We start from the raw sequence: 22,077 nt of genomic DNA on the forward strand, positions 1-22,077 counted from the left end.
CACACCGCAGCACACCCCAGCACACTCCACGGTGAGCAGAATGCGCAGAAGGCGCAGAACGCGGCAAACGGGTTTATTGCACTCAACCTCGGACGGTGACCCACGCCACACTAGACTGAGGATTACGTACGTCTTCGCAGGTGAAGGCGTTCTTCGACGATGAAGAAGGGACATCTGCTCAATGATGATGCAGTCATCCGGCAGCGCAGGGCCGCCCGGCGGCCCCGACTCCGGCACCGCCCCCGATTCCGGGGACCCACACAGATCCGGCGGCGTCTCCCGTCGCCTGTTCGGCAAGGTCGCCTACGGCGTCATCGCCGTCGCGGCGATCGGCACGGCGACCGGCTATTCGATCCGCTCCGCCTCGGCGACCGGGGACCTCTCCTCGAATCTCACGCTCATCGCCCCGGCCGGCGCCGGCGGCGGCTGGGACGGATTCGCCCGCGAGACGCAGCAGGCGATGCGGGCGACCCGCACGGCGAACAACGCGCAGGTCGTCAACATCCCCGGCGCGGGCGGGACCATCGGTCTCGGCAAGTTCTCGACGATGCACGGACGCGCGGACACGATCCTCGCCACAGGCACCGCGATGGTCGGCGGAATCGCCCTCAACGACTCCCCCGTCGGCTTCGACGACACGACGCTGCTCGCCCGCGTCGCCGAGGACTACGACGTCCTCATCGCCGCCGCCGACTCCCCGTATGACACGCTCGAGGACGTCATGACCGCATGGCAGAAGGACCCCGAAGGCTTCGTGTGGACGGGCGGTTCGGCCGGTTCGGTCGACCATCTCACGATCGCCCAGCTCGCACAGCTCGGCGGGATCCCCGGCTCGTCGATCACCTACATCCCGAAGTCCGGCGGCGGCGAGTCGATCCAGACCCTGCTCTCGGGCACCACCGACTTCGCCTCGACCGGGTTCAACGAGGTCTCCGACCAGATCGAGGCCGGGCGCGTCAAGGCGATCGGCATCGCCGCCCCCGAACGCCTTCCGGGCTTCGAGGACATCCCGACGATGAGCGAGCAGGGCTTCGAGGTCACCCTGACGAACTGGCGCGGCTGGCTCGGCGCCCCCGGCATCACCGCCGACGAGACCGCGGAGCTCGTCGGCATGCTCGAGGCGACCCGCAACAGCGCCGAATGGAAGGACGCCCTGACCCGCAACCAGTGGACGGACGTCTGGCTGACCGGCCAGGCGTTCGCCGACTTCATCGTCGAAGACACCAAGCGCATCGAAGCGCTCCTTGAGGAGTTGGGACTGTGAGCACGACAACGGACACACCCGCACGGACCCGGACGGGCCACCTCGGCGAGGGGACCTGGTGGCACGGCCGCTCGGGTCTGCTCGTCCCGCTCATCCTCGGTGCGTTCTCGACGTACCTGCTCATCGGGATCCTCACAATGGAGGTCGCCGAGGACTCCGATCCGCCCGGCCCGCAGTTCTTCCCGATGATCATCATGGTCCTCGGGTACGTGATCACGGTCCTCCTCGTCCTCGCGATCATCCGCAATCCCGAACCCGTCGACGCTGACACGGCCGCCCCCGCCGAGGCGAGGGAGGAGAAGGCGTTCTCCACCCCGGTGACCTCGGCCGTCGCCGCCTCCCGGCTCTCCCCGCACGAGGAGGACGAGCCGAGCGCGGATCGTCGGGCCCTCGCCGAGGCGCGCGCTGAGGATGCCAGGCACCGGACCCATTCCGATTTCACCTCCCTGGCCTGGGCGATCGGCGGCTTCGCCGCGTTCGCAGCGATCCTCGAGTTCGCCGGCTGGATCATCGCCGCAGCCCTCCTCTTCTGGTGCGTGGCCCGGGCGATGGGGTCGCGGAAGCCGCTGTTCGATCTCACGCTCGCGCTGACGTTCTCCTCGCTCGTCTACCTCGCGTTCGCGGTCCTCCTCGGACTCAACCTGCCTTCGGGCCTGCTCGGAGGGGGTCTCTGACATGGATGCTCTCGCCTCACTCTTCGAAGGCTTCTCCCACGCCCTCACCCCGATCAACCTGCTCTGGGTGCTCATCGGCTGCTTCCTCGGCACCGCGGTCGGCGTGCTGCCGGGCCTCGGTTCGTCGATGGCGGTCGCCCTGCTGCTGCCGATGACGTTCGCGCTCGACCCGACGGGGGCGTTCATCATGTTCGCCGGCGTCTACTTCGGCGGTCTCTTCGGCGACTCGACGATGGCGATCCTCATGAACACCCCGGGCCAGGCCTCGGCGATCGCCTCGACGTTCGAAGGCCACAAGATGGCCCGAGCCGGCAGGGCCCCGCAGGCGCTCGCGACGGCGGCGATCGGGGCGTTCATCGGCGGGTTCGTCTCGTGCTTCCTCGTCGTCTTCATCGGGCCCCTGCTCGCGGACCTCTCGGCGAACTTCGGTCCCGCCGAGTTCTTCGCGCTCGCACTCTTCGCCTTCGTCGCGACCTCCTCGGTCGTCGCCGACTCCGTGCTCAAGGGGCTCATGGCGCTCATCCTCGGCATCGGGATCTCGGTCATCGGGATCGACTCGGTCTCGGGCACCGAGCGGTTCACGTTCGGGGTGCCCGAGCTCTTCGACGGCGTCTCGCTCGTCACGGTCACCGTCGGCATGCTCGCCCTCGGCGAGGTCTTCTTCATCGCCTCCCGGATCCGGCGGCAGGCCAGCGACAACACGATCAACGCCTCGGGGCGCCCATTCCTCTCCGGGCGGGAGTTCCGGGAGGCGCTGCCGGCGTGGCTGCGCGGCACGGCGATCGGCCTGCCCTTCGGCGTCGTCCCCGTCGGCGGTGCCGACGTGCCGACGTTCATGGCCTACGGGCTCGAGCGCAAGCTCGACTCCCGCCGGAAGGACCCGCAGTTCGGCAAGGGCGCGATCCGCGGCCTCGCCGCCCCCGAGGCCGCCGGCAGTGCGACGACGGGCATCGCGATGGGCGCGCTCTTCGCGCTCGGACTGCCGATCTCGGCGACCGCGGCGATCATGCTCGCCGCCTTCCGCCAGTACGGCCTCCAGCCGGGACCGCTGCTCTTCGACCGGGCCCCGGAGCTCGTGTGGGCGCTCATCGCGAGCTTCTTCATCGCAATGATCGTCCTCCTCATCATCAACCTGCCGTTCGCCCCGCTGTGGGCGAAGCTGCTGACGATCCCCGAGCCCTACCTCTACGGCGGCATCGCGGTCTTCTGCGGCCTCGGCATCTATGCGACCTCGGCGTCGACATTCGAGCTCTTCGTCCTCCTCGGGATCGCGATCATCAGCTTCGTCCTCAAGCGCTACGGGGTGCCCCTGGCGCCGCTGATGATCGGCATGGTGCTCGGCCCGCTCGCCGAGACGAACCTCCGCGACGCGCTGCTCGCCTCGGGCAACGACCTCTCGGTCCTCGTCTCCTCGCCGATCGCCATCGTCCTCTACATCATCCTCATCGCCGCCCTCGTCTACACGGGCACCGGCCGGGTGCTCGCCCGCCGGCGGCAGCGGGCGAAGGCCGAGGCCCTCGCCGGTCGCTGACCCCGGGGGATGTGAGGCACCGAAGCGCCGAGGTGGGGCGGACGACCAGGCCCGCCCCACCTCGGCGCTTCTGAGTGTCAGTGCGCGGACACGGGTTCCCGCACCTCGGATTCCTCGGTCTGCGGTCCGCGGCCGGCGCCCTTGAGACCGACGGCCGTGAGGACGGCTGCGGCGAGGACGACGACGGTCGCACCGCCGGCCGCCCACTGCACGCCGAGGTCGAAGGCGCGCACGACGGTGTCGGCGAGTTCATCGCCGAGGCGACCGCCGATCTCACCGGCGCGCTCGAGCGCGGATCCGAGCGTCTCGAACGCCGGGTCCTGGGCCCGCTCGCCGAGGTGGGAGGCGAGCTGGCGGCCGAAGACCATCGTCGTCAGGCCGCCGAGGACGGCCGTGCCCATGACCGATCCGAACTCGTACGCGGTCTCGGAGATCGCCGAGGCGGCTCCGGCCTTGTTCGCGGGGACCGCGGAGAGGATGAGGTCGTTGGTGATCACCTCGGCGGTGCCGATGCCGGCCCCGAGGACGATGAAGGAGACGATCATGCCGGGCACGCTCGGTTCGGGGGTGAAGGCGACGAAGCCGAGGCCGGTCGCGTTGAGGGCGAGCGCCGCGGGGACGACGATGCGCGGCTGGATCCGGGCGACGAGCGGGACGGCGAGGTAGCCGGCCGCGATCGACATGATGAGGCCCGGGACCAGGGCGAGCGCGGCCTCAACCGGGGAGAGGCCGAGGACGAGCTGGAGGACCTGGGTGCCGAAGTAGAGGAACCCGGCCAGGCCCATGAGGCTGAGCAGGTTCGCCGTCACCGCCGAGGTGAACACGGCGTTGGCGAAGAGCCGGACGTCGAGCATGGGGTTCTCGCTCGCGAGCTGGCGGCGGACGAAGAGGGACCCGGCGGCGAGCGCGACGACCACGGCGGCCAGGAGGAGCCAGTCGAGGCCCTCGGACATCCCGTGCTTGATCGCGAAGACGAGCGGGGTGAGCGTGAGCATCGAGAGGACGATCGAGAGCGGGTCGATGCGGCCCGGGTTCGGGTCGCGCGATTCCGGCAGGAGGAGGAGTGCGGCCGGAATGAAGAGCGCGATGAGGGGGAGGTTGATGAAGAAGATCGAGCTCCAGTGGAAGTGCTCGAGGAGGACGCCGCCGACGACCGGGCCGAGCGCGGCACCGCCGCCGAAGAGCGCGGCCCACGTCGCGATCGCGATCCGCCGGTCCCTCGCGTCGTGGAAGATGTTGCGGATGAGCGACAGGGTCGAGGGCATGAGCGTGGCACCGAAGACGCCGAGGAGGGCGCGGGCGACGATGAGCATCTCCGGGGTCGTCGAGAACGCCGCGAGCAGGGAGGCAGCCCCGAAGCCGGTGGCGCCGATGACGAGGAGGAGCCGGCGCCCGAAGCGGTCGCCGATGCTGCCCATCGCGACGAGGAGGCCGGCGAGCATGAGGGCGTAGATGTCGACGATCCACAGCAGCTGCGTGCCGGTGGGGTGGAGGCCGGTGCTGATCGCCGGCAGCGCGAAGCCGAGCACCGTGTTGTCGATCGAGATGAGGAGGACAGGGATCATCAGCACAGCCAGGCCGAGCCATTCGCGCCGGCCGGCGCGCATCCGTGGGGTCTGTGTGGTGAACATGCCTCCACTGTACCGTCTAGACGGTATAGTTCCAAGGGCTGGACCGCTGGTGAGGTCGGACTCACAGTCGGTGCGCAGGTTCTCGGCTAGGCTCGTGTCCATGGCACGGAATTCCGCCGACACCAGGGAGAAGCTCCTCGACGCCTTCGACAGGCTGCTCGAGAAGCACGGCACCGCAGGGGCGACGCTCGACGCCGTCGCCGCCGCGGCCGGAGTGTCCAAGGGCGGACTGCTCTATCACTTCGGGTCGAAGGCAAAGCTCGTCGAGGGCAGCCTCGACCGTCTCCGCCGCAACGTCGACGCCGACATCGAGCAGATGCGCTCCTCCGACCTCGGGCCGCACATCTACTACCTCGAGACCTCGGCGGAGATGGGCACGCCGCTCGACCTCAGCCTCATCGCCGCGAGCCGCCTGGCGCAGGAGCACGAAGAGGCGCGCGTGGCGCTGCGGGAGACGCACGAGCAGTGGTTCGCCGTCCTCAACGACCACCTCGGCGATCCCCACCTGGCGATGACGATCCAGCTCATCGGCGACGGGATGTACCTCAACCAGAACTTCGAGCTCGCGGAGTCCGAGGCGCTCGTCCACGTCAAGAACGTCCTCGCCCGCCTCGGGCTGTAGGGCGCGGCGGGTGGCGGACACCGCGCCGGGCCCGCCGGGTGTCTGGACGTTTTAGGCAGGTTTCCGCGCCGATTCTCTGCCTAGAACGTCCAGGACTCGACCGCTGTGCCCGATGCCCCCTCGAGTGAAGACGTCGCCAGGCTTGCGTCGCACCGCACTCGTGCGCGAATGCCTGTGGACACCACTCCTATCCAGCGCGGCCTCACCTCTCTTTGCCCACGACTTCAACAGGTGGCTCCTGGTCAATCTGGGCAGGTTCTGGAGCGGAAAACCAGTCTGAAACGTCCAGGTCTCAGGCCGCCGTGCCGATTGCTGCCGACATTGCATATCTCGCCTGCCACTTGTGTGCAGACGAAGATGGTCGGTGAGCCGACTCGTGTGCAGATCGCCTGTGGGCGACGAGACCGTTTCCACAAGCACGCGAATGTCGCTTCCCACGACTGTCTTCTTCGCGGAGCATCAACGGCATGTTCACCCCAGGCCCTTGGGAGTTCCGCGACTACGCCCCACTCTTCCGCGCGAACGCTGCCGAGCAGCGCGGGATCTCACGGCACAAGCTCTTTCACACGGATCGCTATCCTGTCGTCGTCGCCGGTGTCCGCATGGATCGCGAATCGACAGTCGCCTACCCGACGCCACAGTGGGCCGATCAGAGTTGGATCGACGACGCCCAGCGGCTGCGAGCCTTGAGTCTCAAGTACCCGAAAGTCGCCGCCGGCTTCGCCACAGCGGCCCGGCTCTTCGGTTGGCCGTTGCCGAGAGCTCTGCAGACATCCGAACTCGATGTGTGCTCTGACGACATGAACATGCGCATCCGCCTCCCGGGCGTTCGCCTTCACCGGACGAAGGTCTTCGTCGCCTGCGAGTACTTCGGTCTGCCGGTGGTCATACCCCTGTGCGTCTTCGTCACTCTCGGACCAGCGTTGTCTCTCCACGACCTCGTGAGACTCGGCGACGCCGCGGTGGGCAACTGGCATGGGCCACCCCAGATCGACCTCGACAAACTGCGCGCCTACGTGTCCGAGACGCGAGGGATCCGCTCCCGTCGCCACCTGCTCGACGCGCTCGCGCTCGTCCGCCCCACGGTCGACTCACCGCGGGAGACCGACCTGCGTCTGTGGGCGCGCTCGGTCGGCCTGCCCGAACCCACGGTCCATCCGCGCATCTTCTGCCCGAGCATCGACCGCGCCGTCGAACCCGACCTCGGCTACGAGAACGAGAAGCTCGCGCTCGAATACGACGGCGACCACCACCGGACCTCGAAGGACCAGTGGAACAGGGACATCGCCCGCGACGAGGCGATGCGCCTCGAGGGGTGGACGGTCTTCAGGGTCACCGGCCGCACGGACTACCGCCAGCTCGAGGCCAAGATCCGTCATCACCTCGGCCTGCCCTGAGCGGCCCCGGAACAGACACGAGCCGAGGACGCTCAGTGTCGATCTGCCACCAGCGAATCGACACCCAGCGTCCTCAGCTCCACCCCAAGGGCGACCACACCCTAACGGCGAAAGCCACCCCAGAAGCAGCCACCCCACCCCAGAGCGGCCACCCCGCTCTCACCCGAGGTGGTGGACCTCCTGCAGCCGGTAGACCGGGGTGTCGATCCCCTCGAACCGGGCCTTGAGCTGGAGGGCCAGGTAGAGCGAGTAGTGCCGCGACTGGTGGAGGTTGCCGCCCTGGAACCAGAGGTTCTCCTGCTGGGTGGGCTTCCACATGTTGCGCTGCTCGCCCTCCCACGGGCCGGGGTCCTTCGTCGTGTCCGAGCCCAGTCCCCAGCACTTGCCGACCCGATCGGCGGTCTCCTGGTCGACGAGGTCGGCGACCCAGCCGTTCATCGACCCGTACCCGGTGGCGTAGACGACGAGATCGGCGGGCAGCTCAGTGCCGTCGTCGAGCACCACGGCATCCTCGGTGAGGTGGTCGACCTGCCCCTTGGCGAGGCGCACCTTGCCGTCGGCGACGAGCTCGGCGGCACCGACGTCGATGTAATAGCCCGAGCCTCGGCGCAGGTACTTGAGGAACAGCCCGGACCCGTCGTCACCGAAGTCGAGGTCGAACCCGGCCTCCTCCATCCGCCGGTAGAAGTCGGCGTCGCGCTCCTTCATCTGCTCGTAGAGCGGGATCTGGAACTCGTGCATGATCCGGTACGGCAGGGACGCGAAGATGAGGTCGGCCTTCTCCGTCGTCACTCCGGCGGCGACCGCCTCCTCCGAGTAGAGCGCGCCTAGGCCGATCTCCATGAGCGAATCGCTCTTGACGATATGCGTGCTCGAGCGCTGGACCATCGTCACGTCGGCGCCGTTCTCGTAGAGGGCGCCGCAGATGTCGAAGGCGGAGTTGTTGCTGCCGATGACGACGACCCTCTTCCCCGCGTACGCGTCCGGGCCGGGGTGCTGGGAGGAGTGCTGCTGCTCTCCCCGGAAGACCTCGCTGCCAGGGAAGCTCGGGATGTTCGGCTTGCCCGACATGCCCGTGGCCATGACGAGGTGCGTGGGATTGAGGGTGATCACTTCCCCGTCGCGTTCGACCTCGACCGTCCACTGCCCGGTCTCCTCGTCATAGCTCGCCGAGGTGGCCGTCGTCGACGACCAGTACGGGATCTCCATCACCCGGGTGTAGAACTCGAGCCAGTCCGCGATCTTGTCCTTGGGCGCGAACACCGGCCAGTTGTCGGGGAACTTGAGGTAGGGCAGATGGTCGTACCAGACCGGGTCGTGCAGGCACAGCGACTTGTACCGCGACCGCCACTGGTCCCCCGGCCGCTCCCAGCGGTCGATGACGAGCGCCGGCACCCCGAGCTGCCGCAGTCGGGCCCCGAGCGCGATCCCGCCCTGTCCCCCGCCGACGACGAGCACGTACGGATGAGCGGTCTCGCCCCACGCGGCGTCCTCCTCGGCGCGCTTCTCCGACCAGCTCTTCCGCTGCGGATCGACCCCGTGCTCGGCGCCCTTGACCCGGCGGATGCCGCGCGGCTCCTCGTGACCGGTGAGCTCCTGGAGCGAGGTGAGCAACGTCCACGCCTTCGTCCCGTCCTCGTCGATGAGGCGGACGAGTCCCTTGCCCCGCCCCACCGAGGTGGCGAAGGTGAACCAGGCAGTCGTCACGCCGTCGGCGGTCTCCGCGGGCTCGGCGAGCGCGAAGTCGCTCGGGTCGACGCGGTCGAGGGTCTCCTGGAGGAGGTCACGGATCCCGTCGTGGTTCTCCGTGGTCGTGAGGTTCCATGAGAAGGACACGAGGTCCCTCCAGAAGCTGGTGGCGGCGAAGAGCCCCACCGCTGCCTCGATGTCCCGGTTGCCGAGGGTCGAGGCGAAGTCGTTCAGCCATCCGGTGGCGATGTCGTCGGCCGTGAGCTGGGGACGGTCCACTGTCATTGTCATGATGCACTCCTCGTCGTTGAGCGGTGTGCGATCACGCTATGCTCCGGGGTCCGCCGTCGAAAGGGTTGCACTCGGTTGCATCACCGCTGCCCGAGCCCCGGCTCCATGCACGCGCCGAGGCGGTGCGCCGACCGATCCCATGGGCACGCCGCTGCCGAGGCCCTATACTCGTGGCTGCCTCAGCCGGACCTGGCGCATCTCGCCAGGGATCTGACCAGGATCCACGATGCCGTGGTCACCGGCGGTCCGCCGCCGTCGCCGCCGCGGGACATCGTTGCGCGCTCGTGGGAGCGGATGCTCCGCCTGGGCCTCGACCCCGGCGGGGGCAATCGTCGGGTCCACTCCGCCGAGGCGGACGTCGAGTCCCGCAGGCATCGTTCGCGGCTGCGCCTCATCGTCGACGAGCTCAGGTCGGTCCTCCTCCGCGCCCCCGCCTCGGCGGGCTTCATCCTCGTCGTCACCGACGCCGACGGCGTCATCCTCTGGCGCGACGGCGCCTCCCGGGCCAAGCGGCAGGCGGACGGACTCGGCTTCGTCGAGGGCGCCCACTGGTCGGAATCGGTGGTCGGGACGAACGCGATCGGCACCGCGTTGGCCGAGGAGGCCCCAGTCCAGCTCTTCTCCGCCGAGCACTTCGAGACCTCCCAGCACCCCTGGTACTGCAGCGCCGTGCCCATCCACGACCCGAGCGACGGCGAGCTGCTCGGAGTCGTCGACATCAGCGGCCCCGCCCTCACCCTCCATCCGACGGTGCAGTCCCTGGTCACCACGGCCGTCCGGCTCGCCGAGGCGCGGCTCCTCCTCGGTCATCAGGAGCGCCTGGGCGGTCTGCGCGACCGGTATTCGCCGATGCTCAGCGCCAGCAGGGAGCCGGCGCTCATCGTCGACGACGACGGCTGGGTCGCCTACCGGCAGGGCGTGACGACGCGGGAGCGGATCGAGGCGCCGATGCCCGAACGGACCGTACTCATCCCCGGTGCCGGACTCTGCCTGCCCGAGCGGGTGACCGGCGGCTGGGTGCTGCGTCCTGCGGGAGACCGGCAGACCTCGGTGACTCTGCGACTCGAGACCGATCCCGCGGTCCTCGACGTCGCCTCCTCAGCGGATCCGCTCGTCGTCCCCCTCACCCCGCGCCGCGCGCAGATCCTCGCCGCGATCACCTCGGCGGGGCAGGCGGGCGTGAGCGCCTCGGCGCTGAGCACCCTCCTCTACGGGGATGGCGACCACGTCGTCACCGTCCGTGCCGAGGTCTCGCGTCTGCGCCGCTCGATCGGCGCCCTCATCGCCACCCGCCCCTACCGGTGGGCCGAGGGTGTGAACGCCCGGATCGAGGGTGCTCAGCCGCGGCCGGCGCCCCGGTAGGTGCCGAAGTTCCACAGCACGCCCTCGGGGTCGGTGACGCTGAAGTCCCGGGACCCGTAGTCCTTCTCGCTCGGACCGCTGACCACAGTGGCCCCGGCGGCGACGGCCCGATCGAAGAGCGCATCGACGTCGTCGACGGCGATGTAGACCGAGCCGCTGGCGATGCCGACGTCGGACATCACGCTCCCGTCGTCGCGGGCGGACCCGAGCATGATCCCTCCCCCGCCCGGCCACGTGAGTTCGGCGTGGTCGACGAGACCGGGATCCTTGGGGTTCGTGTATTCGGCGGTGACCTCGAAGCCGAATGCCGAGCGGAGGAAGGCGATCGCCGCCTTCGCGTCCCGGTAGCGGAAGGCCGGCCAGATGTTCGCCTCTCCCCTCGCCGAGGCGGCCGTGCCGTTCGCATCGGTCGTGGACTGGGTGCTCCTTTTGTTCCCGTCGCCCGCCGAGGCCGCCGTGGGGTTCCCGTCGGTCGTGCGGTTCTCATCGGTCGTCGTCGGGTCGGTCGTGGGGTTCGTCGTCATGGTTCGTCCTCTCATCGTTGGTGGATGGCTCCAGCCTCGCGCACCGTGCCCGCCGGCGTCTTGGACGAATGGGAACCGGTCAGCGTGCGGCGAGTTCGGCGCTGGACCCGCGCGCGGCCACGGGGTCAGAGCGCAGCCACGCGGTCGGGGAGGTCCCCGCGAAGGCGGCGAAGTCCCGGTCGAGATGAGACTGGTCGGCATAGCCGCAGGCGGCGGCCACCTCGGCGAGGGTCGGGGACGCACCATTGCCCGCACCGTCCGCACGGCCTGCACTCTCGTCCCGGCCGGTGCTCCCAGCGCTGCCGGCGATCATCCGCCTGGCCCGGTCGAACCGGATGACACGGGCGGCCTCTTTCGGGCCGATGCCGAGCTCGGCGCGGAAGCGGGCGCTGAGGTGACGGCGGCTCCACCCGACCTCCTCGGCGAGGGCACCGATCGGGAGACGACCCCGGCTGCGGACGATCTGGGTCCAGGCCCGGCCGACCTCGGGCCGCGGGGAGGCATCGTCGCTGAGCACGCGCAGGAGCACGGCGTCGACCGCAGCGAACCGATCCGCCCAGGTGGCGGCGGCGTTGACGCGGTCGTGAAGTTCGGCGGCGAGCGGGCGGGAGACGGCGTCGAGGCCGACGGTCCGGTGGGTGAGCTCGGCGGCAGTGAGGGCGAAGAGGGCGCGCGGGGCGAACGGGGAGACGTTGATCTGGATCCCCGCCATCGTCCCGTTGTGGCGGATGCGGGTCGGGCGCAGGTGGAGGCCCGCGAGGAGGACGTCGAAGCGTCCCGCATCGACCTGGCGCAGCGGCTCGCCGATCGTGACGATGAACGTCAGCGCCCCCGACGGCAGACCGAGGTGCGTCCCCGCGGGGACGCCGCTGATGTCGTAGCCGACATAGTCGCCGAGGTAGGGACGCAGCCGCGGATGCGGAGCGCGGATCCGGTCGTCGTCCGGTGCGGACATGGGGGCAGTCTAACCCGCTCGCGGCGCGGGGTCACTGGGCGCCGACGAGCGCGGAGGTCACCGGCAGGGATGCAGGTCAGCGTGACGCTCGGTCACTGATCCGGCCGGGACGCGGGTCAGTGGGGCACTCGGTCATTGACCAGGTCGCGGGTCATCGGTCGGCCCGTCGGTGCCGGTTGGCACGTCGGTGCCGGCGGGCACGCGGGTTCCGGCAGCTTCGCTGCGGCTGAGGTCGAGGACGAACTCGACTCCCGGTGGGCTCCGGTGGGCGGCGACGATGATCGTCGCGGCCGGGAGTCGGGAGCGGATGAACTCGAGCATCCGCACGAACGAGTCGGTGTCGAGACCGAGATCGGGCTCGTCGACGAGGAGGACATCCGGTGCCGTGAGGACGGCGCGGGCGATGACGATGCGCCGCGTCTCTCCGCGGGAGAGCGCACGCCCGCCGATTCCCGTGCGCGTGTCCGGGGTGATGTCATCGTCCAGCCCGAGGGCGGTGAGGACCCCGGCGAGGTCAGCCGGGGTGAGCTCGGTCGGCGCGCCGAGGCGGAGGTTCGCTGCGATCGTGCCGGTGAAGAGGAACTCGTCGTCGGCGACGTGCGCGACGGAAGGGACCGCGGCAGTGCGCTCGGCGTCTGCGGCGGTGCGCTCGGCGGCGGCCGCATTCCCGGCACCGCGCACCGCCTCGGCGATGGAGGTGAGCAGGGTCGATTTGCCCGCGCCGGACGGACCGATGATCGCCGCGCTCCCACCGGGCGGGATCGTGAGCAGCGTGGCCGAACCGGTACCAGTCCCGAGGGTGATCGTGCCGTCAGCGGCGACGTCGACCGGGCGCGGGGGCACGGGGACACGGCTGGGATCGCTGCTTCGGCGGGCCCGGTGTCCGCGGAGACGTTCGAGGTGGGGGACGATGCCGCTGATCGCGACGGTGCGCTCGAGGACGCCGAACGCGAGGCAGACGATCATGACGAAGAGCGGAACCACGGCGAGATCGCCGACCCCGAGCGAGGCGGCACTGGCGACGATGACGGCGCCGAACGCGAGACCACCGGCGAGCGCGGCGACCACCTGTCGGCGCAGCTGTCGGGAATCGCGGCGCTGCTCGGCGGCGGTGAGGTCGGCGAGTTGGTCGAGGATCCGCGCGCGCAGCAGGGGCGCAGCTCCCATCGAATCGAGTTCGGGGGCGGCGTCCATGCTCGCGAGCACCTCGGCGCGCAGGCGACCGCGGCCGGGGTCGGACTCGGCGGGGAGGAGCGCGAGCGCGAGGAGGGTCACCGCCCCGATGACGAGCGGAATGACAGCGAGCGGAGCGGTGAGGAGGATGACGACGACCGCCGTGAGGATCGCGCTCACGGTGACGACGAGCGGGGCGGTGACGCGGAGCACCCGCTCCCCTTCGTCCTGGGCCTCAGTGAGCAGGCGGTCGACCGTCCGGTCGTCGATGGGTCGGGCACCGGCGGCCGCGAGGTCGTCGAAGACGCGGAGGCGGTCGCGGGTCGTGTCGGCGAGGGCTGCTCGGTGGAGGAGGACGTTCTGTCCGTAACCGGCGCCGATGCGGCCGAGGGCGAGGAGGCGGACGATGCCGCTCGGCGTCGGATAGGAGAAGGTCGCGAACAGGCCGAGACCGGCGAGTGCGCAGGCGGCGAGATACCACCCGGAGACGGCGAGCAGACCGAGCGCGCAGAGCTCGGCGGCGACGGCGACGGTGAGCGCGAGGACGTGCCTGCGAGGTCGGTTCCTCATGCCGTGCCCCCGCCCACTCGGGTCTGCACGTCGAGGAGTCCGGCACGCAGTTCCCAGGCGTGCTCGGCGGCAGTCGTCACCGCCGGCGAGTGGGTCGCGATGACGACGGTGCGTCCCGCCCCGACCCGGCGCAGGGTGCGGAGGATCTCCGCTTCCGTCTCGTGGTCGAGGTGGGCGGTCGGTTCATCGAGGACCCAGAGGTCGCGGTCGGCGGCGAGGAGGCGGGCGAGCGCGACGCGCCGCCTCTCCCCGGCCGAGAACACGCGGCCGCGGCGGCCGAGGACGGTGTCGATGCCCTCGGGCAGATCGGCGAGCACCTGCTCGAGGCCGGCGTCGTGGGCAGCCGTGCGGATCACGTCGGGGCTGATCGTCGGATCGCCGAGTCCGATGTTCTCGGCGAGGGTGGTCTCGAGGATGACGGTGTCCGCTCCGAGCCAGCCGTGGGCGGTGCCCGATCCGTGACCGCCGTCGGACGTGTCCCCACTGTGCATGGCACCGGCCCCGCGCCTCATCACCTCGACCGACCCTGCCGTCGGAATCCGGGTGCCGGCGACGAGCTGGAGCAGCGTCGTCTTGCCCGACCCGGACGGTCCGCTGATCGCCGTCCACTCCCCGGCCGGGATCGTGAAGTCGAGGTCGTCGAGGATGACGGCATCTGCTTCGACGACTCTCACGCCTCGCAGGTCGACACGCGGGGCGAGCGCGGCGCGACGCGGGGCCGAAACCCGGTCAGGTCCGGGGTCGGTGCCGCCCTCCGGGGTCAGAGTCGTGCCGGGGGCGGGCTCGGCACCGGGGTACGGCACCGGGGTCGTGCCCGTCGCGGCATCGGGGTTCGGCTCGGGGGCATCGGGCCGTGGCTCCGCGGCGGCAGAGCCTGGCCGTGCGGACTCGTCCTCGTCCCCCGCCGCCTCGTCCCCGACCCCCGCCGTTTCGTCCTCGACCCGCGCAGCCTCGCGGATCGCGCGCGCGGCGACGAGCGCGTCGTCACGATCGTGGAAGCCCCTGGCCGCCCGCTGCGCGGGAGCGAAGTACGCGGGACAGAGGAGGAGGACGAAGAGCGCCTCGCCGAGGTCGAGGCCGGGCGCCCCAGGAAGGGCGACGAAGCCGAGGAGGACGAGACCCGTGTACGTCGCCGACACCGCGATCGCGAACGTCACCGCGACGTCCATGACCGCCCCGGAGAGGAACGCGTAGGAGAGGACTCTCAAGGTCGAAGCCTCGAGCCGCGTGGACGACCGGTCGAGGACCGCGCGCCTCCGAGCCACTGCGCGGAGGCTGACGAGGGTCGGCAGGCCGCGCACGCTCTCGGTGATGACGGCCGAGAGTCGGCGGGTTGCGGCGAGCTGCCTCTCCCCTGCGGTCACCGTCGCCTGGCCGGCAAGTCGGAGATTGAGCGGCAGCAGCAGTGTGCAGACGGTGAGGAGGACCGCGACCGGCCAGTGGACGAGGGCGACGGCACCGAGGATGAGCAGCGTCGACGGCACGGCCGCGACGCGCAGCGGCCGCGTTCCCGAGAGATAGCCGGCGACGACCGGGGCGTGGTCGATGAGGACGTCGGCGGCCTCCGTCGCGGGTGTCCGTCCCGCCGCGGCGAGGAGGGCGGGGACGAGGTCGGTGCGGATCCGCGTGCTCACCCGCTCGCGTCCGGCTGCCGCCAGGCGCGCGGCGAGCGCCCGGAAGAGCAGGCGCATCGGCGCGGCCGTCGCGGCGACCATGAGCAGGCCGACGACGTTGCCCGCTCCCGTCATCCACGCCGTGACCCCGGCGCCGAGTAATGCCCATTGGCCGATGAGCGCCACCGTCGCGGCGACCTCGGTGAGTCCCGAGAGCCGGAACTGCGTCCGACCCGGTCCCGCCTGCGAGGCGATCCACTCCATCGCCGACGCGTCCCGCATCGGGGCAGGAGGCTGGGAGGTCGCCGAGGTGGCTGCTCCCCGATCAGGCGCCATCGTCGTCGTGGTCGTCCTCGTGGGCGCGGCGCCGTTCGTCGCGGATGAAGACGACGGCGGCGAAGACGACGATGGCGAGGATCGCTGCCCGGTTGAACCACTGAGAACCGACCTCCGGGTAGCCGGAGTACATGTTCATGCTGATCGTGTAGAGGATGATGCCGAGAAGCACGAGGCCGATGCGACGGAGGATCCGCTTCCCACGCCCGGCCGTCGCACCGGGCGTGCCCGACCGATGCGTCGACGACTCCGACCGGTGCGTAGACGACCCCGACTGCTCCGGGCCGTGCCCGCCAGGCTTTCGCGGCTCCGGCTCCCGCTGCTCCGGCTCGTGTGGGCTCGGGTCGCTCATGGTCGCGGCACCTCCCTCTCGCCTGTGCGTCCCGCCGCCCGCACGCTCCCCGCCGGGCGCGTGCTCCCCGCCTCGGTGCTGCCTGGGATCGCGTCCTGGTAGAGGGGACCGGAGAACGTGCGGTGGGCGAAGATCGTGTAGAAGACGATGAGGAGCATGTTGATGCCCACCCCGATGAGCAGGGCGTAGAGGGCGAGGCTCGGCGCCGCTGCGTCCTCGACGGTGACGCCGGGGCTGAGGATGACGGGATAGCGACCGACGACGATCGCGGCGAGCACTGCGACGACCATGGTCAGGGCCGCCCGGTATCCCCCGGTGCGCCGCGGCCCCGGGCCGAGCTGCCGCCATGCGAGGATCGCCGCCGCCAGAGCGAGGGCGAGCAGGGCGATGACGAGCACACCCTGGACTCCCGACCACGTCAGCGGCGCAGCCGTCGTCCCGAGCAGAGCGACGATGAGGGCGAGGACGACGGCCGCCGCGGCGACGAGCGAGCGGCTCGTGCGCACCGCGAGCGGGGAGTCGACCTTGGTGCGCATGAATGCCGCCCCGAGTGCCGTGTAGACGGCGACGACGCCGATGACGACGACGATCGTGAAGAGCACCGAAGCGGCGTCCCACGGGGTGGTCGGACCGACGAAGTCGCCCTCGGCGTCGAGGGTGAGCTCCCGCGCGAGGCCCGCGAGCGCCACACCCTGGGCGATCGCCGCACCGAGCGAGGCGACCGCGAAGGCCCGCACCCACACCTCGGCGGTGTCGTGCCGGTGCGAGATGAGCTCGGTGGAGAAGCCGCGGACGATGAGGCAGAAGAGCATGACGATGAGCGGGAGGTAGAGGTGGGGCAGGGCCGCGCCGTAGACGGCGGGGAATCCCGCCCACAGGGAGACGCCGAGGAGGATGAGCCACGATTCGTTGATGTCCCACGTCTGCGCGACGACTTCGACGCCCTCGCGGCGGCGCCGACGATCGCGTTCGACGAGCATGAGGATGCCGATGCCGAGGTCGTAGCCGTCGAGGACGATGTACATCGTCAGGCAGAGGACGGGAACGATGAGCCACACGTCGGCGATGGTCATGACCCTTCCCTCCCCTCGGTCGGCTCGGTCTTCTCGCCGGTCACCGGGGTGCTCCCGCCGCCCACTTGGGTGCCCCTGCTCCCCACCGACGCGGAAGCGGCGGCACCTGTGGACCCGGCGGCCGCCTCGGCGTCGAGATCATCGAGATCATCGTCGTCGGCGATGATCGCTCCGGGACGATCATGCTCGGGTCCGCGGCGCACGGCCCAGACGATGTAGCCGATGTAGGCGGCGAGCATGACGGCGTAGAGGACGACGAACCCGATGACGGAGAAGACGAGGTGGGCGGGGGCGAGGTCGGAGACGGCATCCTCGGTGCGCAGACGGCCGTAGACGACCCACGGCTGGCGTCCGGTCTCCGCGGTCACCCAGCCGCCGATGATCGCGAGGATCCCCACGGGTGCCGACCACAGGCAGACCTTGTGGAAGCGATGGGAGGTGAAGAGGCGCCCGCGCAGGCGGAGGACGACGCCGGCCATGGCGATGCCGAAGAGGACCATCGACCCGTAGAACATCAGCCGGAAGCCCCAGAACGTCATCCACATCGGCGGCTGCAGGTCCGGATCGGGTTCGACGTCGCTCAGGCCGGGAAGGAAGTTCTGCCCGGTGAGATCCTGTCCGATGAGGGCGCCGAGGAAGGGCACCTCGACGTCCGCGAGGTTCTCCTGGTCGGCCTGATCGGTGACGATGAGGAGGTTGTAGCCGTTGCTGTCCGTCTGCCAGTGTCCCTCGATCGCCGCGAACTTGGGCATCTGGTGTTCGACGACGACCTCGAGGGCGACGTCATCGCCGACGGAGATCTGGATGGGCAGAAGAACCGCGAGGACGCCGATCGCCATCGAGAACGACCGCTTCGCGAAGGGCAGCGAGCGCCCGCGGATGAGGTACCACGCGGCGATGCCGATGATGAAGGTCGACGCGGAGATGAGCACCGCGAGGAACATGTGGAGGAACCGCAGCGGGAAGGACGGGTTGAAGACGATCTCGAGCCAGTTCGTCGGGACGAAGGTGCCGTCCTCGGCGATGGCGAAGCCGGCAGGAGTCTGCATCCACGAGTTCGCGATGAGGATCCATGTCGTCGACAGCAGGGTGCCGATCGAGACGAGGAGGGTGGCGACGAACATCGTCCGCTCCTTCACCCGCCCGTCGCCGTAGAGGAGGACGCCGATGAATCCTGCTTCGACGAAGAACGCGGTGACGACCTCCATCGCGATGATCGGTCCGATGATCGGACCGGTGACCCGGGAGAACACGCCCCAGTTGAGTCCGAACTCGAAGGTGAGCACGGCACCGGCGACGACGCCGAGGGCGAAGCCGACCCCGAAGATCCGCCGCCAGAACCGGAACATCTGCAGATAGACCGGACGCCTGGTCTTCCAGTACAGCCCGTAGACGACGTTGAGGAACACCGAGAGCCCCACCGTCATCGCCGGGAACATGATGTGGAAGATCGCGGTGAGCGCGAACTGCAGCCGGGAGAGGTCCTCGAGGGTCATCGCCCTCGCCCTCCCCGCCGGGTTGGCCGTCGCATGGTCATGCCCAGCCCTGTGCGGTCGCGACGATGTCGAGGTCGCCGAGGTGGACCCCGGCAGGTTGGTCAAGCGTGAACTCGATGACGTGGGCGACGTCGTCGGGAAGGAGCAGACCTTCGCCGAGCTGCGTGTACTCCTGCTCGAGCCCGCCGAGGAATTCGGCGAACGCTCCCCGGATGTACCCGGGCGCGATGTTCGACACGCGCACGTTCCGCTCTCGCAGTTCGATGCGCAGGTGGTCGGCGAAGGCCTTGAGCGCCGCCGCGCACGCGCCGTAGATCGTCGCATCGTCGAAGTAGGCCTGGTCGGCGATCGATCCGATCGTGATGACGTCGGCCCGCTCCCCCGCCTCGGCGGTGGCCTCCAACGACGGGAGGACGGCGTGGATGATGTGGACGGCGCCGGTGATGTTCGTCGTGAGCACTTCGTTCCACTTCGCGAACTCGGTGTCGGGGAAGGAGCCGACATAGGTGACGCCGGCGCACGCGATCACCGAGGCGCATCGCGGCCACCGCTGCCGGATCGTGGCGCCGAGCTCGGCCAGGCCCGCCAGATCGGCGACGTCCTGCTCGAAGTACGTCAGCTTCGGATGGTCGGCGAACTCATCCGGGAGCGGGTTCCGGTCGATGACGACGACCGAGTCCCCCCGGTCGAGCAGCCGTTTGGCCGTGGCCAGGCCGACACCGCGGGCTCCTCCGGTGATGACGTGGGGGACCTCCGCCGAGGCGGTCGTCGACTCCGTCATGCTGACCTCCCTGCGCTCGCCTGGACGGGTGCGCCGCCCTGCACGGCGCAGTCCGAGGTGAGGATGTGGTCGGGTCGGGTCTTCGGATCCGGGGCCTCGGCGCGGGTCGCGTCGAGGTCGGCGATGATCGCGTTCGGCTCCATGTCCCCCTTGTAGAGCAGACCGTTGACGAAGAGGACGGGACCGCGCGTGAGCCCCATATTCTCGGCGTCGAGGTAGTCCTCGTCGACGCGGCCGAGGTGGTTGCCGCGGCGCAGGTCGTCTTCGACGCGGCTGAGGTTGGCGCCGATGTTGACGCTGGCGCGCAGGAGTTCGCGATTGTCCAAGCTGCGTTCCTCACTGATCTCGTTGAGTTCGTGGCGCATCGGCCAGAAGAGCTTGCGCTGCTGGGCGGCGACGGCCTCGAGGGCTTCGGCGGTCTGCTCGGGCGCGCCCTCGGCGGTGGGGCGGATGTGGCGGAAGACGAAGTTGATGTCGCCCTCGTAGTGGTCGATGACCTGGTCGAGGATCTCCTCCGTGTTCGCGTCATCGAGGCCGCCGAAGGAGCCGTAGACCGTCAGGGAGTTCTTCGCCTCGGGCGGTCCGTAGATGTGGTCGCGCTCGGGGTCGATCGGCCGGTTGAGCTGGACCCGGGCGGGCGCGTGCCGGCGGTCGTAGCGGGCGGTCAGCTGCAGGCTGATGACACCGATGAGCGCGGCGAGCGCCGACGCGGTGAGGATGCCGATGCGGGCGTCGGACTGGGCGACCGGGTCGGTGATCGCGAGGTCGACGATGAAGAGGGAGATCGTGAACCCGATGCCGGTGAGCATCGCACCCGAGGCGATGTGCCGGGGGCGCAGCGCCTCGGAGAGCTCGCCGATGTGCAGGCGACGCCCGAGCATTGTCGCACCGAAGATGCCGACGAACTTGCCGAAGACAAGACCGGCAATGACGCCCCAGGTCAGAGCCGACCCGAACGCGTGGGACAGTGACTCCGGGGTGATGAGGACGCCGGCGTTGACGAGCGCGAAGACCGGGACGATGACGAGGCTGACGACGCGGCGCAGGGAGAGCTGGAACCGGTCGTTGATCGACACGGAGCGGAGGATGCCCTCGGCGGCGGACATCCCGCGTTCGGCGTTGGGGCTGCGGCGGAAGCTCTGCGTGAGGTCCTCCGCCTCGTCGACGAGCTAGTGCTTCGGCGGGAAGACGGGCAGGATCAGGCCGAGGATGACACCGGCGATCGTGGCGTGGACCCCGGACTGGAGGACGGCGAACCAGAGGAAGACGCCGAGGATCGCGTAGACGAGGCCGCGCCACGCCTGCATCCTCTGGACGAACCAGGTCACCGCCGCCAGGGCTGCGGCGATGCCGAGCCAGAGCAGGTCGATGTCCTCGGTGTAGAAGAACGCGATGACGGCCAGCGCCCCGATGTCGTCGACGACCGCGAGGGCGAGGATGAACACCCGCAGCTGAGCGGGGATGCGGGAACCGAAGGCGGCGAGGATGCCGACGATGAACGCGGTGTCTGTGGAGATGACGACACCCCACGCCCCCACCTCGGGGGTGCCGCGGGTGATGGCGACGAAGATGAGGGCGGGGACGATGAGGCCGGCCACCGCGCCGACGATCGGCAGGGCCGCGCGCTTCCACGACCGCAGTTCGCCGAGGACGACGTCCTTCTTCACCTCGAGGGTGACGAGGAAGAAGAAGGCCATCATCACGGCATCGTTGATCCAGTGCTGAAGCGACATCTCGAGTTCGGATCCACCGGCGACGAAGCCGAACTCCGTCTTGATGACCGTGTTGTAGCTGTCCGGGGAGAGGTTGGCCCACAGCAGCGCGATCACCGTGGCCGCGAGGAGGACGACGGCGCCGGCGCTCTCCGTACGGAAGAACGCGGCGAGTCCTCTGCTCAAGCGTGTGACCATGTCAGCTCCTCACCGGTCGGATGGTGGCGGCAGCGAGGTTCGACCGTGCGGGAAGGCCGATCATGAACTTCACAAGGTGAGCGACGCTTCCCGGGTCGATCGAGGAGAACTCGTCGGCGCGTTCGAGGAACCGCTGGTAGTGCTCGGTGTCGCTCATGTCGGCGCCGAGTTCGGAGGAGACGTAGAACGGGGCGATGTGGTGCACCCGCACACCGCGTTCACCGTATTCGGCGCGCAGGTGCTTGGCGAGCTGTTCGACGGAGGTCGCCATCGCAGAGAAGACCGCGTAGCTCTTCGCGCGCTGCGGTGCCGGGGCCGAGCCGACGAAGATGAGGTCGGCCCGGTGCCCGGTCTCGCCGATCCGGAGCAGCCCGTCGGCGAAGGTCTGCGCGGTGTAGAGGGCACCCTCGACGTTCGTCATGATCATCGCCTTCCACTCCGAGGGCACCGCCTGCTCGAAGTCGCCGGCGCGCATGACGCCGGCTGAGACCATGACGAGGTCCGGGTCAGCACCGAAGCGGTCACGGATGGCGTCGCGGGCCTCGACGAGGTCGAAGGGCTGGGTGACATCGGCGCGGACCGGCAGGGTGAGGTCGGGCGCGTCGAGCTGTTCGGCGAGCCGCTCGAGTCGACGGAGGTTGCGGGCGAGCATCGCGGTCCGGATCCCCTGGCCGACGAGAGCTCTGCTCACAGCAGCGCCGATCGCACCGGTCGCTCCGGTGACCAGGGCGATGCGCTCTTCGGGAGGGGCCTGAGCGGGGTCGGTCATGCGGTCATCTCTCCTGGTCAGCGGTAATGCGATTCAGTTGTCGTCAGCGGCGGGGTTCGCTGCT

The 22,077-nt window shown here is 69.8% G+C and carries 18 protein-coding genes and 1 pseudogene; 6 read left to right on the forward strand and 13 right to left on the reverse strand.

Going from position 1 to position 22,077, the window contains the following annotated elements; translation table 11 throughout:
• Positions 1-181 precede the first annotated feature (181 nt).
• The 3 genes from J9315_RS14855 to J9315_RS14865 are packed head-to-tail and all read left to right on the forward strand — an operon-like array spanning position 182 to position 3,469.
• Positions 182-1,264, forward strand: coding sequence for a tripartite tricarboxylate transporter substrate-binding protein (locus tag J9315_RS14855; RefSeq protein WP_249120922.1), 1,083 nt, complete (start codon positions 182-184; stop codon positions 1,262-1,264).
• Positions 1,261-1,938: a tripartite tricarboxylate transporter TctB family protein gene (locus J9315_RS14860; protein ID WP_211978190.1), complete on the forward strand. Its 678-nt coding sequence runs from the start codon at positions 1,261-1,263 to the stop codon at positions 1,936-1,938. The genes J9315_RS14855 and J9315_RS14860 overlap by 4 nt, the downstream gene beginning before the upstream one ends.
• 1 nt (position 1,939) lies before the next feature.
• On the forward strand, positions 1,940-3,469 hold the full coding sequence (locus J9315_RS14865) for a tripartite tricarboxylate transporter permease (protein ID WP_211978191.1): 1,530 nt from the start codon (positions 1,940-1,942) through the stop codon (positions 3,467-3,469).
• Positions 3,470-3,546: 77 nt separating this feature from the next.
• Here J9315_RS14865 and J9315_RS14870 read toward each other — a convergent pair whose 3' ends face one another.
• A complete protein-coding gene (locus J9315_RS14870; protein ID WP_249120923.1) occupies positions 3,547-5,100 on the reverse strand; it encodes an MFS transporter in 1,554 nt (517 codons plus the stop codon).
• A 100-nt stretch (positions 5,101-5,200) separates the two neighbouring features.
• Between J9315_RS14870 and J9315_RS14875 the strand changes: the two genes are divergently transcribed.
• Together J9315_RS14875 and J9315_RS17510 are read left to right on the forward strand one after the other, a co-directional pair.
• Complete coding sequence (locus tag J9315_RS14875) at positions 5,201-5,722, forward strand: TetR/AcrR family transcriptional regulator (RefSeq protein WP_211978192.1); 522 nt, start codon at positions 5,201-5,203, stop codon at positions 5,720-5,722.
• Positions 5,723-6,189: 467 nt separating this feature from the next.
• Positions 6,190-7,119 (forward strand): hypothetical protein, encoded by a 930-nt coding sequence (locus J9315_RS17510; RefSeq protein ID WP_249120924.1) that lies wholly within the window; start codon positions 6,190-6,192, stop codon positions 7,117-7,119.
• 159 nt (positions 7,120-7,278) lie between these two features.
• Here J9315_RS17510 and J9315_RS14885 read toward each other — a convergent pair whose 3' ends face one another.
• The gene (locus J9315_RS14885) at positions 7,279-9,099 is read right to left on the reverse strand and encodes an NAD(P)/FAD-dependent oxidoreductase (protein ID WP_211978193.1); all 1,821 of its coding nucleotides are present in this window, start codon (positions 9,097-9,099) and stop codon (positions 7,279-7,281) included.
• A gap of 105 nt (positions 9,100-9,204) precedes the next feature.
• On the opposite strand from J9315_RS14885, the gene J9315_RS14890 reads away from it, so the two are divergent.
• Positions 9,205-10,461 (forward strand): helix-turn-helix domain-containing protein, encoded by a 1,257-nt coding sequence (locus J9315_RS14890; protein ID WP_249120925.1) that lies wholly within the window; start codon positions 9,205-9,207, stop codon positions 10,459-10,461.
• Here the strand turns inward: J9315_RS14890 and J9315_RS14895 are convergent.
• From J9315_RS14895 to J9315_RS14945, 11 genes and pseudogenes are all read right to left on the reverse strand, one after another.
• Positions 10,437-10,985, reverse strand: a complete 549-nt coding sequence (locus tag J9315_RS14895; RefSeq protein ID WP_211978194.1) for a VOC family protein — start codon at positions 10,983-10,985, stop codon at positions 10,437-10,439. The genes J9315_RS14890 and J9315_RS14895 overlap by 25 nt on opposite strands.
• 79 nt (positions 10,986-11,064) lie before the next feature.
• Positions 11,065-11,940: a helix-turn-helix domain-containing protein gene (locus J9315_RS14900; protein ID WP_211978195.1), complete on the reverse strand. Its 876-nt coding sequence runs from the start codon at positions 11,938-11,940 to the stop codon at positions 11,065-11,067.
• Between the two features lie 132 nt (positions 11,941-12,072).
• Positions 12,073-13,683, reverse strand: a complete 1,611-nt coding sequence (locus tag J9315_RS14905) for an ATP-binding cassette domain-containing protein (protein ID WP_211978196.1) — start codon at positions 13,681-13,683, stop codon at positions 12,073-12,075.
• Positions 13,680-15,632, reverse strand: coding sequence for an ATP-binding cassette domain-containing protein (locus J9315_RS14910; RefSeq protein WP_211978197.1), 1,953 nt, complete (start codon positions 15,630-15,632; stop codon positions 13,680-13,682). The genes J9315_RS14905 and J9315_RS14910 overlap by 4 nt, the downstream gene beginning before the upstream one ends.
• Positions 15,622-15,984: a hypothetical protein gene (locus tag J9315_RS14915; RefSeq protein ID WP_211978198.1), complete on the reverse strand. Its 363-nt coding sequence runs from the start codon at positions 15,982-15,984 to the stop codon at positions 15,622-15,624. The genes J9315_RS14910 and J9315_RS14915 overlap by 11 nt, the downstream gene beginning before the upstream one ends.
• Complete coding sequence (locus J9315_RS14920; RefSeq protein WP_211978199.1) at positions 15,981-17,057, reverse strand: cytochrome d ubiquinol oxidase subunit II; 1,077 nt, start codon at positions 17,055-17,057, stop codon at positions 15,981-15,983. Before J9315_RS14920 ends, J9315_RS14915 begins: the two co-directional genes overlap by 4 nt.
• Positions 17,054-18,553 carry a cytochrome ubiquinol oxidase subunit I gene (locus J9315_RS14925; RefSeq protein ID WP_211978200.1) on the reverse strand — a complete coding sequence of 500 codons (1,500 nt, stop codon included), beginning with the start codon at positions 18,551-18,553 and terminating at the stop codon, positions 17,054-17,056. The genes J9315_RS14920 and J9315_RS14925 overlap by 4 nt, the downstream gene beginning before the upstream one ends.
• Before the next feature lie 37 nt (positions 18,554-18,590).
• Positions 18,591-19,334: an SDR family NAD(P)-dependent oxidoreductase gene (locus tag J9315_RS14930; protein ID WP_211978201.1), complete on the reverse strand. Its 744-nt coding sequence runs from the start codon at positions 19,332-19,334 to the stop codon at positions 18,591-18,593.
• A complete protein-coding gene (locus tag J9315_RS14935) occupies positions 19,331-20,023 on the reverse strand; it encodes a thioredoxin domain-containing protein (protein ID WP_282959879.1) in 693 nt (230 codons plus the stop codon). Before J9315_RS14935 ends, J9315_RS14930 begins: the two co-directional genes overlap by 4 nt.
• A pseudogene (gene nhaA / locus J9315_RS17515) lies at positions 20,018-21,244 on the reverse strand (Na+/H+ antiporter NhaA); the annotation flags it as partial. The gene J9315_RS14935 and the pseudogene nhaA, both read right to left, overlap by 6 nt.
• A 1-nt stretch (position 21,245) precedes the next feature.
• Positions 21,246-22,013, reverse strand: a complete 768-nt coding sequence (locus J9315_RS14945) for an SDR family NAD(P)-dependent oxidoreductase (protein WP_211978204.1) — start codon at positions 22,011-22,013, stop codon at positions 21,246-21,248.
• Positions 22,014-22,077: the final 64 nt, after the last annotated feature.

Source organism: Brevibacterium sp. W7.2 (assembly GCF_018137945.1).
GTDB lineage: Bacteria > Actinomycetota > Actinomycetes > Actinomycetales > Brevibacteriaceae > Brevibacterium > Brevibacterium sanguinis.

Bases quoted from the DNA above. Each gene is read 5' to 3' on its own strand.
- J9315_RS14855 (WP_249120922.1), top strand. From the start codon at position 182: ATGATGATGCAGTCATCCGGCAGCGCAGGGCCGCCCGGCGGCCCCGAC.
- J9315_RS14865 (WP_211978191.1), top strand. From the start codon at position 1,940: ATGGATGCTCTCGCCTCACTCTTCGAAGGCTTCTCCCACGCCCTCACC.
- J9315_RS14870 (WP_249120923.1), bottom strand. From the start codon at position 5,100: ATGTTCACCACACAGACCCCACGGATGCGCGCCGGCCGGCGCGAATGG.
- J9315_RS14875 (WP_211978192.1), top strand. From the start codon at position 5,201: ATGGCACGGAATTCCGCCGACACCAGGGAGAAGCTCCTCGACGCCTTC.
- J9315_RS17510 (WP_249120924.1), top strand. From the start codon at position 6,190: ATGTTCACCCCAGGCCCTTGGGAGTTCCGCGACTACGCCCCACTCTTC.
- J9315_RS14885 (WP_211978193.1), bottom strand. From the start codon at position 9,099: ATGACAATGACAGTGGACCGTCCCCAGCTCACGGCCGACGACATCGCC.
- J9315_RS14890 (WP_249120925.1), top strand. From the start codon at position 9,205: ATGCACGCGCCGAGGCGGTGCGCCGACCGATCCCATGGGCACGCCGCT.
- J9315_RS14895 (WP_211978194.1), bottom strand. From the start codon at position 10,985: ATGACGACGAACCCCACGACCGACCCGACGACGACCGATGAGAACCGC.
- J9315_RS14900 (WP_211978195.1), bottom strand. From the start codon at position 11,940: ATGTCCGCACCGGACGACGACCGGATCCGCGCTCCGCATCCGCGGCTG.
- J9315_RS14905 (WP_211978196.1), bottom strand. From the start codon at position 13,683: ATGAGGAACCGACCTCGCAGGCACGTCCTCGCGCTCACCGTCGCCGTC.
- J9315_RS14910 (WP_211978197.1), bottom strand. From the start codon at position 15,632: ATGGCGCCTGATCGGGGAGCAGCCACCTCGGCGACCTCCCAGCCTCCT.
- J9315_RS14915 (WP_211978198.1), bottom strand. From the start codon at position 15,984: ATGAGCGACCCGAGCCCACACGAGCCGGAGCAGCGGGAGCCGGAGCCG.
- J9315_RS14920 (WP_211978199.1), bottom strand. From the start codon at position 17,057: ATGACCATCGCCGACGTGTGGCTCATCGTTCCCGTCCTCTGCCTGACG.
- J9315_RS14925 (WP_211978200.1), bottom strand. From the start codon at position 18,553: ATGACCCTCGAGGACCTCTCCCGGCTGCAGTTCGCGCTCACCGCGATC.
- J9315_RS14930 (WP_211978201.1), bottom strand. From the start codon at position 19,334: ATGACGGAGTCGACGACCGCCTCGGCGGAGGTCCCCCACGTCATCACC.
- J9315_RS14945 (WP_211978204.1), bottom strand. From the start codon at position 22,013: ATGACCGACCCCGCTCAGGCCCCTCCCGAAGAGCGCATCGCCCTGGTC.